The 14,034-nt window shown below is 43.3% G+C and carries 12 protein-coding genes; 6 read left to right on the forward strand and 6 right to left on the reverse strand.

Annotation, left to right across the window (positions count from 1 at the left end; all coding sequences use genetic code 11):
• The first annotated feature begins 46 nt into the window (after positions 1 to 46).
• Both trkA and J6I44_RS10815 read left to right on the forward strand, forming a co-directional pair.
• On the forward strand, positions 47 to 1,396 hold the full coding sequence (gene trkA, locus J6I44_RS10810; protein WP_265766129.1) for a Trk system potassium transporter TrkA: 1,350 nt from the start codon (positions 47 to 49) through the stop codon (positions 1,394 to 1,396).
• Positions 1,396 to 2,910 (forward strand): TrkH family potassium uptake protein, encoded by a 1,515-nt coding sequence (locus J6I44_RS10815; RefSeq protein ID WP_265766130.1) that lies wholly within the window; start codon positions 1,396 to 1,398, stop codon positions 2,908 to 2,910. The genes trkA and J6I44_RS10815 overlap by 1 nt, the downstream gene beginning before the upstream one ends.
• Before the next feature lie 83 nt (positions 2,911 to 2,993).
• Here the strand turns inward: J6I44_RS10815 and J6I44_RS10820 are convergent, their stop codons facing one another.
• The gene (locus J6I44_RS10820) at positions 2,994 to 5,504 is read right to left on the reverse strand and encodes an efflux RND transporter permease subunit (protein WP_265766131.1); all 2,511 of its coding nucleotides are present in this window, start codon (positions 5,502 to 5,504) and stop codon (positions 2,994 to 2,996) included.
• 68 nt (positions 5,505 to 5,572) lie between these two features.
• Positions 5,573 to 6,361, reverse strand: coding sequence for a DUF3047 domain-containing protein (locus J6I44_RS10825; RefSeq protein WP_265766132.1), 789 nt, complete (start codon positions 6,359 to 6,361; stop codon positions 5,573 to 5,575).
• Positions 6,362 to 6,637: 276 nt separating this feature from the next.
• Between J6I44_RS10825 and J6I44_RS10830 the strand changes: the two genes are divergently transcribed.
• The 4 genes from J6I44_RS10830 (at position 6,638) to J6I44_RS10845 (ending at position 9,800) form a co-directional block, all read left to right on the forward strand.
• Positions 6,638 to 7,105 (forward strand): hypothetical protein, encoded by a 468-nt coding sequence (locus J6I44_RS10830; protein ID WP_265766133.1) that lies wholly within the window; start codon positions 6,638 to 6,640, stop codon positions 7,103 to 7,105.
• 13 nt (positions 7,106 to 7,118) lie between these two features.
• The gene (locus J6I44_RS10835) at positions 7,119 to 8,012 is read left to right on the forward strand and encodes a hypothetical protein (RefSeq protein ID WP_265766134.1); all 894 of its coding nucleotides are present in this window, start codon (positions 7,119 to 7,121) and stop codon (positions 8,010 to 8,012) included.
• A 114-nt stretch (positions 8,013 to 8,126) separates the two neighbouring features.
• Complete coding sequence (locus tag J6I44_RS10840; protein ID WP_265766135.1) at positions 8,127 to 8,936, forward strand: glycosyltransferase family 2 protein; 810 nt, start codon at positions 8,127 to 8,129, stop codon at positions 8,934 to 8,936.
• A 6-nt stretch (positions 8,937 to 8,942) separates the two neighbouring features.
• Positions 8,943 to 9,800, forward strand: a complete 858-nt coding sequence (locus J6I44_RS10845; RefSeq protein ID WP_265766136.1) for a sulfotransferase family protein — start codon at positions 8,943 to 8,945, stop codon at positions 9,798 to 9,800.
• A gap of 12 nt (positions 9,801 to 9,812) precedes the next feature.
• Here J6I44_RS10845 and J6I44_RS10850 read toward each other — a convergent pair whose 3' ends face one another.
• The 4 genes from J6I44_RS10850 to J6I44_RS10865 all read right to left on the reverse strand — a co-directional run bounded on the left by J6I44_RS10850 (position 9,813) and on the right by J6I44_RS10865 (position 14,034).
• Positions 9,813 to 10,778 (reverse strand): hypothetical protein, encoded by a 966-nt coding sequence (locus tag J6I44_RS10850; RefSeq protein ID WP_265766137.1) that lies wholly within the window; start codon positions 10,776 to 10,778, stop codon positions 9,813 to 9,815.
• A 94-nt stretch (positions 10,779 to 10,872) separates the two neighbouring features.
• Positions 10,873 to 12,342 (reverse strand): capsule assembly Wzi family protein, encoded by a 1,470-nt coding sequence (locus J6I44_RS10855; protein ID WP_265766138.1) that lies wholly within the window; start codon positions 12,340 to 12,342, stop codon positions 10,873 to 10,875.
• Positions 12,342 to 13,364, reverse strand: coding sequence for a hypothetical protein (locus J6I44_RS10860; RefSeq protein ID WP_265766139.1), 1,023 nt, complete (start codon positions 13,362 to 13,364; stop codon positions 12,342 to 12,344). The genes J6I44_RS10855 and J6I44_RS10860 overlap by 1 nt, the downstream gene beginning before the upstream one ends.
• A gap of 61 nt (positions 13,365 to 13,425) precedes the next feature.
• Positions 13,426 to 14,034, reverse strand: coding sequence for an MlaC/ttg2D family ABC transporter substrate-binding protein (locus J6I44_RS10865; protein WP_265766141.1), 609 nt, complete (start codon positions 14,032 to 14,034; stop codon positions 13,426 to 13,428).

Genomic DNA, 14,034 nt, shown 5'->3' on the forward strand with positions numbered 1-14,034 from the left:
CTTTTCGACTTTTAGCTTACTTCTGAACAAAATAGGAGTTACTACTTTGAAGATTGTTATTATTGGAGCTGGCGAGATTGGATATGATTTGGCCAGTGTTTTGTCACAGGAAAAGCACGACGTTATTGTTCTTGACAGGGACAAGCAAGCACTTGAACGGGTGGTAGCTAACCTGGATGTACTCTGTTTCGAAGGCAACGCCACGTCGGCTAAAGATCTGGTCGATGCCGGGGTTAAAGATGCGGATATTCTTATTGCCGTAACCAGTATTGACGAAGTAAATATGATTGCATCGATGATGAGCAATCGTCTGGGAGCCGAGATGGTCATTGCTCGTGTGCGCAGTGATGAGCTCTCACGGCCTAATGCTCCGCTTAAGTCAACCGACCTTGGCATTGATGTTCTCATCCATCCCGAGCGTAGTGCGGCCCTTGAGATCGTACGCCTGATTAAGCGTGCGTCTGCCAGTGACCTTGTCAACCTTGCAGATGGACGGATGCAGATGATTGGTCTCCGTATTGGCAAAGATTCGCCCTTGGTGGGCAAAACACTTGTAGAATACGCCGAGGATTTTTCCGACATCACATTCCGGGTGGTTGCTATTTCGCGCAAAGGTCTGACTATTATCCCCAGCGGTTCGGTCCGTATCCAGGCCTATGACCAGCTCTTCCTCATGGCCAAGACGGAAACCATACCAGCTGTTATTAAAACAACGGGCAAGCCGGATGTTGAAATCAATCGTATCATGATTGCCGGCGGCACTCCCATTGGAGCCATGATTGCCCGTATTTTGTGCCAAGAAGAGAAAAAATGGAATATTAAGCTTATTGAACCGGATCAAGATACGGCCATAGAGCTTGCCGAAGAACTCAAGGATGTACTTGTTCTTAATGGCAATCCTACCAATCCCGATTTATTGGCTACCGAGGGGATCACCGATACTGATGCCTTTATTTCAGTAACAGACGATGAAGAATCGAATATTATTTCATGCCTGATGGCCAAGCATCTCGAAGTACAGAAGACGGTGGCGCTGGTCTCGAAGTCGGATTATATCCCTCTCAGCCAAACCATTGGTCTCGATGCAGCCGTCAATAAGAAATCAGCAGCTTCTAATGAAATTCATCGCCACGTCCGAGGTGGACGTGTGATATCCGTGACGGCCCTTCAGGGAATCAAAGCAGAAGTAATAGAACTTCAGGCCGCTCCAAAATCTAAAGTTGTTAAAAAGCCTATTCAAAAAATTCGATTCCCAGACGGCTGTGTGGTCGGAGGGATATTAAGTAATGGTTCAACCGATATTGCCACGGGGCAGTCCCAGATTAAACCTAACGATCGTGTCATCATTTTCTGCCTGCCGGAAGCTGTAGATAAAGTAACTTCACTGTTCAACTAATGCAGAATACATCCATAAAAAGCTTTAAACGCCCTCAAATTGATTTTCTGACGGTATTGGGAATTCTGGGAGCATTCGTCTTTTTCCTGGGCTTTGCCTTACTCATTCCTATGGGCATTGCTTTTATCTATGACGAAGCAGTGTGGCATACCTTTTTGTACTCAGCGTCAATCGCTTTTGTGGTAGGTGGCGCACTCTATTACCTCTTTAAGCCTGAAGAAGAAGTACGTATTCGGGAAGGGTTTTTGGTTGTCAGCCTTACCTGGCTTTTTCTTTCCCTTGTGGGAGCCCTTCCATTTGTCATTTCAGGTATCCTGCCCAGCTATACGGATGCTGTTTTTGAAACCATGAGCGGACTGACTACCACCGGGGCAACCATCTTTGGGGGCGAGACCAGCTCGGGTTTTATGAACCCCCAAATTGAGTCCCTGCCCAACAGTATGCTCTTTTGGCGTTCTCTGGCTCACTGGCTGGGTGGTATGGGGATTATCGTGTTAACGCTGGCTATTCTTCCACTTTTAGGCGTTGGGGGTATGCAGCTTTTCCAGGCCGAATCACCGGGACCTACCACCGACAAGCTTACTCCCCGTGTTCAAGAGACAGCCAAACTTCTCTGGGGCGTCTATGTAGCGTTTACAGGTGTCGAATTCTTGCTGCTCTGGCTACACCCCTCCATGGATTGGTTCGAGGCTATAAACCATGCTTTTGCTACTCTGGCTACCGGTGGATTTTCTACAAGGAATGCCAGTATACAAGCCTTTGATTCGGTCTACATCGATAGCGTGATTACGTTATTCATGTTCCTGGCTGGCATTAACTTTGCCATGCATTTTCGGCTCCTCAAGGGCGATAAGGAATCATTTTTTAATAATCGGGAAACACGGTTCTACGCCCTTATAACCGGTATTAGCATTGTCGTTATTAGTGCTTCACTCTGGATATTCGATGAATACTCCTTTGGTAACGCAATTCGCTACGGGGCTTTTCAGGTGGTCTCCATTATAACCACCACAGGATTTGGCACCGATAACTATGAACTTTGGTATTCGTTTGGAGGATTTTTTCTTTTTCTGCTCTTTTTTACAGGAGGCTGTGCTGGCTCTACCGGCGGTGGACCTAAAATGATTCGGTGGATGATTATCATCCGAAACTCATTCCGGGAATTCAAACAGATTGTTCATCCCAAAGCAGTACTGCCCATCCGAATTGGGAATAAGACGATCGATTACCAGATACAGCGAACGGTCCTGAGCTTTTTCGTGCTCTATCTCGTTGTTTTTGGAGTTGGTGCCCTGGTTATGGCGACTATGGGGTTTGATCTCGAATCTTCTATCGGGGCCAGCATCGCCTGCCTCGGCAACATTGGCCCGGGATGGGGAGCGTTTGGCCCTACCGACAACTTTGCCCAAATTCCCTATATTGGAAAATGGGTCCTTATCTTTCTGATGATGGTTGGCCGGCTTGAAATTTTTACGGTACTTCTCCTTTTCACTCCTACCTTCTGGAAGCAGTAGAAATAGTTGAATTATTGATTTGTTGAATGAATGACTGAGTGATTGATAATTTAACCATTCAATAATTCTACAATTCAACCATTTCAAAACCGTATCCACTCACGATCTTCAAGGCGCTCAATCAGTGCGGGCAAAAAGGTAAGGGCTGCGACCAACGTCATACCAATTCCAATCACAGCCATTTGTCCCAGTGACTGCAGCCCCGGATGGTTGGTAAACAGCAAACCTGAGAAGCCCAGCATTGTTGTTAGCGAACCAATGGTAACATGCTGGCCTGTACTCGACAGTACATCCCACATACTACGCTCTCCTTCCTCACGATAGCGATGCGCCAGATGCACACCATTGTCTTCACCAATCCCAAGTATGGCCGGCAAGACGACCAGGTTATAAAAATTAAACATCATACCTGTCAGCATCATGATTCCAAATAACCACAGTAAGCCTACCAGAAGCGGAAGCATAGCAATAATGGCCCAACGCAGAGAACGGAACGAAATAAGCATCAACAGAAATACTACCAAAAATGTAGCTCCTACCATATAAGGACTTTCCGTACGCATTAAATCCAGCATCTCTGCAGCAATAATAGAGGTACTGGCAGCATAGAATGTTTCACCGCTGTCGAGCTGTATTTCGCCAATATCATTTTTAAAGGCGATTGATTTCTCCCCGTCAGATAATCCCACGCTGGGATATACAATCACAAAATTACCTATTTCTCCCTGCTTGGTCACGAACTGGCTTTTGAAATAGTCCGGTATTTGATCAATAGCAAGCTGGGTTTTGGTCTGGGCTGCTCGTCTTAGCTTATCCAACTGGGAGTCGTCCTGTCCCTTAATAAATGGATCATTCAATAACTCCCGGATGCGAGAAATTTCTTTAAGTTTTTCGTTAGCGCCCGCTTCGGTAGGTGGAAATCGTTCCGGCAAGGCCTCAACATCCAGGATAGTCGGACTTGTGGTATCCGTTTTCATCTTATACCGGATTTTTTCGAGGATCTGAATCACCTGCTCTTGGTTGTCAGCCAGAATATAGGCCGGGTTTCGCTTATCTGAATGAGAGACCTGACCGGCAAATTTATTAAAGGATCGATATTCTGGAAACTCTGGTTCTAACTCCCCAAAATCATACTGGAAATCCAGCTTTTGGTAATTCATCCCTACAAAAACAGCAATCAACAAGCCGACGACTACTACCGAACGCGCCATCGGGAATCGGTTGAACGTTGAAGCCCCCTGATCGTGGGTGCTGCGATTGGTATTTAACAGAATCCAGTTTCGGCGCTCTGAGATAACCAACAACGAAGGCAAGACGAAAAGCATACAGCTTAAAGCCAAAATAATACCTGAACCTGCAATAAAGCCGAACTCTGAAAACCCTCTGAATTTTGCAATAATCAGCACAAAGAGCGAAAAGGCCGTCGTCAATCCACTTACGACAATGGCAGAACCGGTATTATCATAAGTCTCATAAAGCGCTTCTAAGATTGGTTTGCCTTTAGAACGGAACTCTATATAGCGCGCATAGTAATGGAGCCCGTAGTCAATACCCATCCCGAACAGGATAACAAAAAGCACGGAGGTCATGGTATTTAGCGTACCTAAGACAAAATAAGTTACGCCAAACGTCCACGATAGACTAATTAACAAAGGCAGCCCTATCACCAATACGGGTACCGGCATGCGGATAAGGTGCTCCCAAAAACGGTGCTCTTTTTCCTGTTCATTGCCCTTTCGATAATTGATGTACTTTTTGATAAAGAAATAAAGCATCACCAAAATGATGACACTGGATATACCGGAGGCAAAACTGCTAAAAACGTCGTTCATAATCGAATCGATCTCAGCCAGGTGACGCTTTAACCGGCCGCCGTATCGCACTTCCATTGCGCTATTGTATGACTGAGGATTGGCAGCTACCAGCAGCGAATCATAGGATGAAAACATACTCCGCAGATAGTCAAGGTCACTCTTAGAGCCGGTAGGATAGAGCTTGAAGACCATGACGGTGCTGTCAGCATTCACGGGGTATTCCGATGGAATCAAATCCTCATAGGTCTGTTCAAAATCGGCTAACTCCTTGTTATTTCCGGTTTCTTCCTCTTCTTCACTTCCGAAATCTACTAAAAAAGGATTGGCATCTTCTTTAGCTGACTGTATTTCATCCTGCAAATACGTCTTAATATCCCCCAGTTCACCGGGGGTAGCAAAGTAAAGAGCATTATCTCGCAGAAACGTTGTTTCTTTGTGGAATTCGGCCCGCTCAAAAAATGGCCGGCTGCCCTGCTCATCATACAGCTCCAGACTTTTGTCGATTAAGTCTTCGGCAAACCGTTTGTTGTCCTCAAAGCTGGGCGACTTGATAGCCACCTCCATAGCCGTTTCGCCTCCTACCGTTTGTTGTAGCTCTTCCAAGGCTTTGACATGGGGATTTTTCTTCGGCAAAAGATTTGCTAAATCTGTATCAATTTTAAGCTGTACAGCAAAGCTCCCCAGTATGACTGCTGCCAACACCGTAATACCGACTACCCAGAACGGATGGTTATAATTGAATTTAACAAGAGGCCGAAAAAAACGTAGAATTTTCTCCATTAACTGTGGGTCAAGATATTTTTTGAATAGCCGTGAAGTTAACCATTTTAGCAGAACTTATTTAGTCACTATTTTGATGATCTCTCGGGCTTTAACATAATATCATCATAATCCGCTTTGACCCACGACCCTGTGCTATCTCCGTCGCTAAGAATTAAGATTGCAAGAGGAGTTTTAGGTGGGGGATCTCCAAAAAGTCGTTTATAATCTTCCACAATATTTCTTTGAAACGTCATCCATTCTCCTTTCTTCTCTGGCCCTGATTCTATGACAACAATTTTTTGGTTGCCAAAAAATTTAGAAAGCTCCGTGCCCTTTTCAAGCGTACTACTCCAGGTATATCGTATGGTTTTAGGCACCTTTTTGAACAAGGCCACCCTGCCCATATCAAAAGCTACATAAATACTTGCTACCGAATCATTGCGGTCATCATCATCTTCACTGGCATTCATTGGCAATTTATGAGCCCGAACTTTCCACGATAAAATCGGAGTTTCATAAATATCGATACCATAGATATTATCCTTATCCTCATTGACTAATGGCAGGCTAATATGTTTAGCCGCTTTCCCTTCGAATCGCAAGAAGTTGTTACGACCACGATTTTTGACCTTGTACAAATAATCTTGTAGAAAGCTTTCACTGTGGTTGACCAGCTTTTTGTTGCCGTCACGGTCATACCATTTATGAGGGTAGTTATGCTTTGTATCATTTTCAAAGTTTTCCAATAAGACTGCATTATTATCCAAATGCACCGGTTGCTGTGCCCTGGCATGCAGCGGTAAACAACCCACTAAAAATGCCATAACAAAGCAACGTAACGTCTTCTCTTCCAAATGACTATCAAATAAATTCATTTAATCGATTGATTTATATGATGCTTTAAATTGTATTCTTAACGCTGTAGATACTGTCTGTGAGATATTATAATACACCTTTTGCTGTCATAACGTTTACTGGTCCTCTTTATTTGCATTCTTTTGAGATTTCTTGACCAAGAAGCACTTATAAAAATGAAAAATAAGTACTTTTTACTACCTAAATGGATTGAAAAAGTATAAATTTGTGTTAGTTATTCATCAACAAAATATACCGACTAAACATCAGTTATAAATTTTTCGCGTGTAAAAGCAATGCAAAAGTATAAACATATCATTTATACGGTATTGTTGATCAATATCGTATTGGTAAGTACGCACGAAGGCGAGTTTTGGCCTTTTAGTATTTTTCCCATGTTCTCACAAGCCGGCATTCCCTGGTCACGGGGAGTTGTTGAAAATGTGCAAGATACCACACGCGCAGACTTGTGGGACAGCAAGCCCATTACTGCTATTGACAACCGTATTTTACCCTTGGAAAAGCATGGTATCCACTCCATCGATTATGCCAATTATATTTCCAAAACCAAAGACTGGAACACCAAAAAAATTAATGGCTTGCGATCTACTTTTGGCATCGATAACCATCCCGGCCAAATGTGGATGGCGACTCGCGTTGTAGGTTCTATAAACGAACAAGATTCTGTAGTTATCCAAGCGATACCGATGTTTTTATTTACGGCAGATAGTACTTATAAAAATCCCAGGCTCTTTTCGGAATAAATACTTCATCAACATGGACCGTCTATTTCATAATCTATTCAACTTTGAGGCTCCGGAATCTGCAGGCACAAAAATACAGCTCCGGGCATTCGAATTATTTACCGTTGTTTATACCCTCATATACACTTGGGAGTGGGCTTTCTATGTTCCCCGGCTCAGCAATGTGGTCCTTCCACTCGGCCTGGCAAATTATATTAACGTTGAATTCTTTTTCGGCGAATGGGCAACCGTCAATGCTATTATAATTACGCTTTGCTGTATCATTCCTTTTCTTTTCAAGCGATTGCGATGGCTCTATGCCCTGGCCTTTATTTTATTTCACCTCCAGTATGTTGTTCGGTTTTCGCAAGGCGAAATTCCCCATAGTGCCAACTTAGTGGGATTTAGCCTTATGGGGCTCGCTCTTGCGGGACTCTTTATCAGGGACATTAAAAAATCGCTCCCCTTTGCCTTTGGGTTTACTCTTTTTTATATCGGTCTGGGATATACTTCTGCCGGCATTTCAAAATTGGTAGCCACCGGTGTTACCTGGGTCGATGGCCATCACCTTTGGCTGTGGATTGGAGAAAAAGGCATTGATATCCTATCCTTAACTGGTTCATTTGAACTAAACTGGCTTCAAGAATTAGCGTTGAGCAGTCGTTTTATTGCCACTCTTATTCTCACTTTTGGTTTAGTAACTGAACTATCCGGTTTACTCATTTGGTGGAAACGATGGCGCCCTTATATCACTGTTTTTCTCATTGGAATGCATATAGGCATAGACCTAACCATGAATATCTTTTTTAAGACATTCACCATCCAACTTATCATAATGGGTTTCCCCTGGAATAAACTGATGAACAAGCTCAGGAACTCTGTCTACTTTTCTCGGTTGAAACCGTTGAAACATATTCTCCTATATTGATTCCGGCTTCTTCACCTTTACTACCCGGTTATGGGTTAAAAATACTTATGAGCTTGCCAAATATTTCATTAATATTAGTGCTCTTTTTAAGAATTTTATCTACCAGTTCTTTCTATGTCAGATTCTTTGCAGACCAACCAAAATAATGATCAGCCTAAAGTTAGCTGTCTAACGGTTACCGCTAATCGAAAGCACCTGATGAAGCGAGCCATTCAATGCTTCCAAAATCAGACCTATCCCAATAAGGAATTGGTTATTATTGATGATGGCGAACAGGATCTGGATGATCTGCTAAGCCCCCTCCCCTCGAACCAAGTGAAATATGTGAAGTTAGAAAACACCCCTGATAATACGCTTGGGAAACTGCGCAATCGATCGCTGGAAGAAGCTAATGGTGATTTTTTAGTACAGTGGGATGACGATGACTGGTACCATCCGGAGCGTATCTCAATTCAAGCTCAAACCCTGCTGGATGGCTATGATGCCTGCTGCCTTTCAGGGGCTCTTATGCATCTGGATGAAGAACCCTATATGCAGCACCCCTATGTAGGCTATCTACCGGATGGTATTCCCGGAAGTATTATGCACCGATCGGATGACAATATCCGCTACCCACATACGCGTCGGGCCGAAGATACCGTCTATTTAAAGGAATGGATGGCCCAACGCTATCTTCAGCTCCCCAACCATTATTCCCACCTGTTTATTCGGTGTTATCATGGTTCTAACACTTGGGAAAAAGACCATTTCCTTCGAAGAGTTCGAAACAACCCTAAAGATGCCGTGCTCTATGTCTGGCACAAAATTGTAAAGGGAAAGCTTTTTGAACATCCACGGTTTGACTTAACTGAAAAGCAAAAAAAGGCCTTCACGATGTACCTTGATGATTCCCGACAGTTAGATTTATTCGCCTCTTCAAACTAATATACCGTGGATACAAAACGAGCTTTTATAGTCGGATGTCCCCGGTCGGGTACGACCCTGTTACAGAGCATGATCGCCAGTCATCCCCGGGTTATCTCCTTTCCTGAGACCCATTTTTTCTCTTCTACCCTACCCATAAATACTTTCTTGCGAAGACTTAAACTCCATGGCAAGAGAAGTCGAAAAATAGTAGACCAGTTTCTCAGACAAAATGGTTACAGCAACCTGCACCCTTTTGAAAAGGTCTCACCTTATAAGCTTTTTAGCTGTAAGGAATGGTGCCAACTGTTGCTTAAAGTAATTGACCAGATGACCGTACATGATGCCAAAGGGCTCGGAGGAGATGAACCCATAATCGGGCTTGAAAAAACGCCCCGCCACGTGCACTATATTTCATCTATTGAGCAAACAGATACATCCAACAAATTTATCCATATTTTGCGCAATGGCAGCGATGTTGTGGCCAGCTTACATCTTGCTACCAAACAGTATCCTGAACACTGGGGCGGGGAGCGCTCCATAAAAAAATGTATCAGCTGGTGGAATAAAAGCATCGAACAATCGCTGCAATACCAACATCAATCGAATCACTTTTTTGTTGTCTATGAGCAGCTCATTGCCAGTCCCGAACGGGTGTTGGAAGCTCTCTGTTGCTTCCTGAAGCTTGATTACAAACAATCAATGACGCAAAATTTTCACCAGGTTGCCGGCTCGCTGACCCAGAAAGAGGAGGCCTGGAAAGATCAAAATACTCGCCAGTCTTTGGATAAAAGTAATAAACTTACCGAGCATTTTGATGCCTCAACTGTTGCTTATATCCGAGCTGAAACCAAAGAGATAAACCTTAAACAGTTCTTCCATTAACACTTATTTTTACTATTCCTCTTCAAAGGACTCAGCTTGTTCCAACTCATCCGAGTCAACGGACTTTGGGTTAACTGGGAGCTGGTTCTGAGTAAAGGATGATACGAGAAATGAAATGGCTCCGATTAGCTTCTTCAGCATTAAGTTAGCCGTTAAAACCCCTACCAGCTGTGTTTCGGGTACGTTAAGCGCTACCGACATTTCAATGGCCACGCTTACGTACAGTACATCCCGGCTCGGCAGAAATGGAATCCGCGTGGACATGATTTGTACCGCCATCAGGCTAAACCATACCGCCCAGGGTACGGTTGGCTCCGCAATTTTGTACTGAATGATCTGTATCAGGTTGGTCAGGATGAGCCGTCCGGTATAGATCCCCGCTATTTTAGAGGCATCCTTAAGGCTGATACTCAGAATATAATTTCGGAACTGGTAAATGAGTATCCCTACAACAACAATTCCTATAAAAATCCACAGGTACGTTAACCTGTTTTCTATCTGTGGGATATAATCCTCAGGATTAATATACCCCTGGGTCAGAAAAAAGATCAGTAGCACAACAGAGATAAAAGTGGAAGAAATAGACGACAGGATATTGTTATCCTTAATAAACTTCATCGCCTCTACTGTTGGAACTTTTAGCTTATCCCGGGCCCAATAGAACAAATAAAACTCCCCCGAATAGCCCAGCACATCAGTGTTGAGTACTTTTTTCTGGACAAAAACCAAAAAGGCACGGAAACCCCGAAAATTCCATTTAACTCCATAAATGAAAATCTCAGCTACGGGAAGAGAAAAGTAAATCAGAAAAAACAGACCATAGAAAAGCGGGTTCAGCGGTAGCGAATCTACTACATTTGCCAGACCGATATCATATAGTTTATACGCCAGATAGCCAATTATTCCGGCTTGTAAAAGGTAACGTAATCCTTTTTTTAGATACGTTTTCCAATTTTTTTCTTCCGACTTCTGGCTCATTATGTTATCTGTTCCTTTCTGCTAAACTTAAGATTGGAAAATCGTTTGTAGAGATGGTTCAAAGATAAGGTTCTACTGGACTTTTTTGCTTATACTAATTCGAGCGCTGTTCCCAGCGGATGCCTATTTGAAATCCGAACCGATTATCAGCATAGAGATTACCAACATCATAAGCCAACGAGCTGTTTAAGCTAAGGCCATAATCGGGGGCAATATTATAATTCACCTTAAGGTATGAAGAGAATTCATCAGTACGGAGATCATCCAAGGGGATGTAGTCTGGCCCTTCTCCCTGGTCAACAGAAGTCCCATAGTTTCTGGAATAGGTAAAAAACGCTTTATAGGTCAATCGATCCAGTGGCTTACCTTTAATTCCGATATGGTGAGCAACAATAATATTATTTGAAATGGGGTAATGGCCTCCATCAAACCCACTAACCGGTCTATTGATGATGAGGGGATTCCCCAACACCTTGCCTTGATAGGCCCACCCCGAACGATATACTCCATTGTTATAATAGTTTGTCCGACCATAGGGATCATCAATCCAGGCATTTTGTCGCTTGGTATTCATATGCTCCCAAAGGATCTTTGTTACAAATCCATTGGAATTATCGAGTTCGATAGCGGTCCCCCACATGCCATCCCACGGGCTTCGAAACCTTAGGGCAACCTTATCCTCCAGGTAGAACAATCGATATACTTTAAAACGAAAATGCTCGAAGTTAATACCCAGCTTACCCTCATAAGCAGCAACTGAGTTACCGACCGTATTAGTAATCTCATTATCCGGAACATTATCGCTATCTTCTGAAGCCGACTGACCTAAGACTACCTTTAAATAATCTGAAAAAGAAGACGGTAACTGATAGGGTGATTGCTCTCCGACCCCCGGATGGGTACCGCCCCAGACCGCATTATGTGCAGCACCAACGGTAAAATCAAACCGATCGTGCTGATACCTCACGTACAGATATTTTTGATGAAGGTTGGGATTATCAATATAACGTTTCTCCGTAAACCAGCCGTGCGAAACCATTCCTCTGGCTAACAGCTGACCATTAGTACCGGGAAGCAGGACAAAACCATCAGTACCAAGTTGCACTTTCGGAACGGGCACAGTATTTCTACTCACCAGTAGCGATCCCATCGACAAATCATGTTCATTGAGTCCCATTGGATCATAAAATCGGCCTGCCGTCAGGCGTATCCCGTGGTATTGCAACTGTCCATATAATTGGGAAAAAACAATAGTATTATCCCCTGAAAGCCTTGCATGGGCATCAATACCACCACTAAACTGTACGGAACGGGTAGAATCGTGCCGAGTAAAAGTACCAAAGAAATGGTTGGTAAAGTTAGTGGAGGAAGGATCTATAATTCCATTAGCATTCGAATAGAACCAGAAAGGCAAGCTTCCTGCATCGGCGGCATAAACCGAAGATTCTAAACCATATTGTATTTGCTGATATTGAGCCTTCGCTTCGTAAAAAACCAGCGTTAATAAAATAAGCGTGCCAAGTCTAACTACACGGCAACACAGATTTCGTATCCCTGGAATCATTACCCGTTTTCTACTAACCGATTTTTATTCTCTACGAGTTGACCAAACTTCTCTTTTTTCAAAGCATTCCATGTGCGTTCTGAAAACTCATAAAACGGCTGCTTTTGATGATACCATCCAAAATGGAGGCAATAAGGCGTTGTTTTCAGATAATCTCCTTTACCCGGTATGAGTGACAACGCTTTGATCAGAAATCTACGCATCCATTTGGTTTTTAAGCCCCGGAGGTTATATACAAACTTGTCGGAGTAATATTTACAAACCACGTACTCAAAATCATTATCGTGCGAAGTCAGGTCTCCAATATAATCCAGTTGTGGGCTGGTATGTCCCTGCAGCCACGGATATACCGGAAGGTCAAGTTTTGACATTGCCATGGCCATACTCCATTCGCAGGACTCTTCGCTGCGTCCCTGCTCCAGTGTACGACTCCGAAAATGTGTTTCATCCTTCCGGCTCAGCATCTTTTGAGCCAGATCGCATACCCTTTTTGTCAAATTATAATCCTGGGCATAAATAATACCGGTCTGGACCCGACTGAGATAGGTTAACCCAAAATGGTTTAATGTGCGCTGCCTGCGACGTAAAACAATATCCGCCAGAATGCCGATATTTTTAGGCCCTCCAAAGAAATTATCGGAAACCTGAGTACCCGTAATCGTAAACGGATAAGGCTCAAATGATTGCCAAAGCGAATCAGGATCTTTGCACCAGACAATATCACTATCCAGAAAAATATTCTTCTCAAAGAACATATAATCCTGGATGTTATGCTTAAATCCTACAATAGATGCGCGCTCGGATGCCATCACGTGGATGACATCAAATATCTCACTGAGATCATGCTCCTCAAGTACCTTTTTGTGCTTCTCCTCACACACCAAGGCTACGGGTCGTTCCTCATCATATCGTCTCAGTGACACCACAGAAGCGACGGCATGCTTTAAATACTTGAGATGCCCATAAGTGGTATAAACGTATCCCTCGGGGGCTAATTTATTGTTTTGAATAGATCGCAGCATATAATAAATCTAAGTAAATTTGATGCCAATATACGGCTATTCTCTGCTAATTATAAATCTATTATCGTGCTGCACGTTTACGGAGTGTCTCAATGAGTGAATCGTATCCTTTCTGTCGAATGATTTTCTGGAATTGCCGATGATATGAATCCGCTGTGGAAACATCATCAATTATCATATCCGTAACCACCCATTGTTCACTACCTGTTCTATACTCCATTATATATCCGACCGGTGTACGAACATCTTCCAGTTGTGCCAGCGTTTCAACCTCGGCCGTGTTTCCATCAACGGTAATATCTTCATACTTCACCTCCGCCCGGTAAATGTCAAGTTTATTAAGGGACTGATCACGAATAATTGTTGAAAAAAGATCGACAAACTCCTCCTGTTCTTCTTGGGACAGGCTATCATAAGTGTCTGCCAATGCATGCCGAGCCATGGCACTGTAGTCGATAACCCCGTTAATAATATCTTTCAGCTTATCTCTTTGCTCTTGATCATATTCGGTGCCTTTTGGCCCCATGAGTTCTTTTATCTCAGCATCCCGTTCTTCTAAAAGTTGCTTCACGGAGGCCTCATTATTCTGGGCTTGTGCCGTCTGAGCCATAGATACAATGCTGAAAAATGCGATTAATAATGTATAAGAAAAATACTTTAATCGTATCAT

The organism is Fodinibius salsisoli (assembly GCF_026229185.1).
Classification (GTDB): Bacteria; Bacteroidota; Rhodothermia; order Balneolales; family Balneolaceae; genus Fodinibius; species Fodinibius salsisoli.

What these genes read in the sequence shown, in the direction of transcription:
- J6I44_RS10835 (WP_265766134.1), top strand. Translation starts at nt 7,119, where the DNA reads ATGGACCGTCTATTTCATAATCTATTCAACTTTGAGGCTCCGGAATCT.
- J6I44_RS10855 (WP_265766138.1), bottom strand. Translation starts at nt 12,342, where the DNA reads ATGATTCCAGGGATACGAAATCTGTGTTGCCGTGTAGTTAGACTTGGC.
- J6I44_RS10850 (WP_265766137.1), bottom strand. Translation starts at nt 10,778, where the DNA reads ATGAGCCAGAAGTCGGAAGAAAAAAATTGGAAAACGTATCTAAAAAAA.
- J6I44_RS10830 (WP_265766133.1), top strand. Translation starts at nt 6,638, where the DNA reads ATGCAAAAGTATAAACATATCATTTATACGGTATTGTTGATCAATATC.
- J6I44_RS10825 (WP_265766132.1), bottom strand. Translation starts at nt 6,361, where the DNA reads ATGAATTTATTTGATAGTCATTTGGAAGAGAAGACGTTACGTTGCTTT.
- J6I44_RS10820 (WP_265766131.1), bottom strand. Translation starts at nt 5,504, where the DNA reads ATGGAGAAAATTCTACGTTTTTTTCGGCCTCTTGTTAAATTCAATTAT.
- J6I44_RS10865 (WP_265766141.1), bottom strand. Translation starts at nt 14,034, where the DNA reads ATGATACGATTAAAGTATTTTTCTTATACATTATTAATCGCATTTTTC.
- J6I44_RS10860 (WP_265766139.1), bottom strand. Translation starts at nt 13,364, where the DNA reads ATGCTGCGATCTATTCAAAACAATAAATTAGCCCCCGAGGGATACGTT.
- J6I44_RS10840 (WP_265766135.1), top strand. Translation starts at nt 8,127, where the DNA reads ATGTCAGATTCTTTGCAGACCAACCAAAATAATGATCAGCCTAAAGTT.
- J6I44_RS10815 (WP_265766130.1), top strand. Translation starts at nt 1,396, where the DNA reads ATGCAGAATACATCCATAAAAAGCTTTAAACGCCCTCAAATTGATTTT.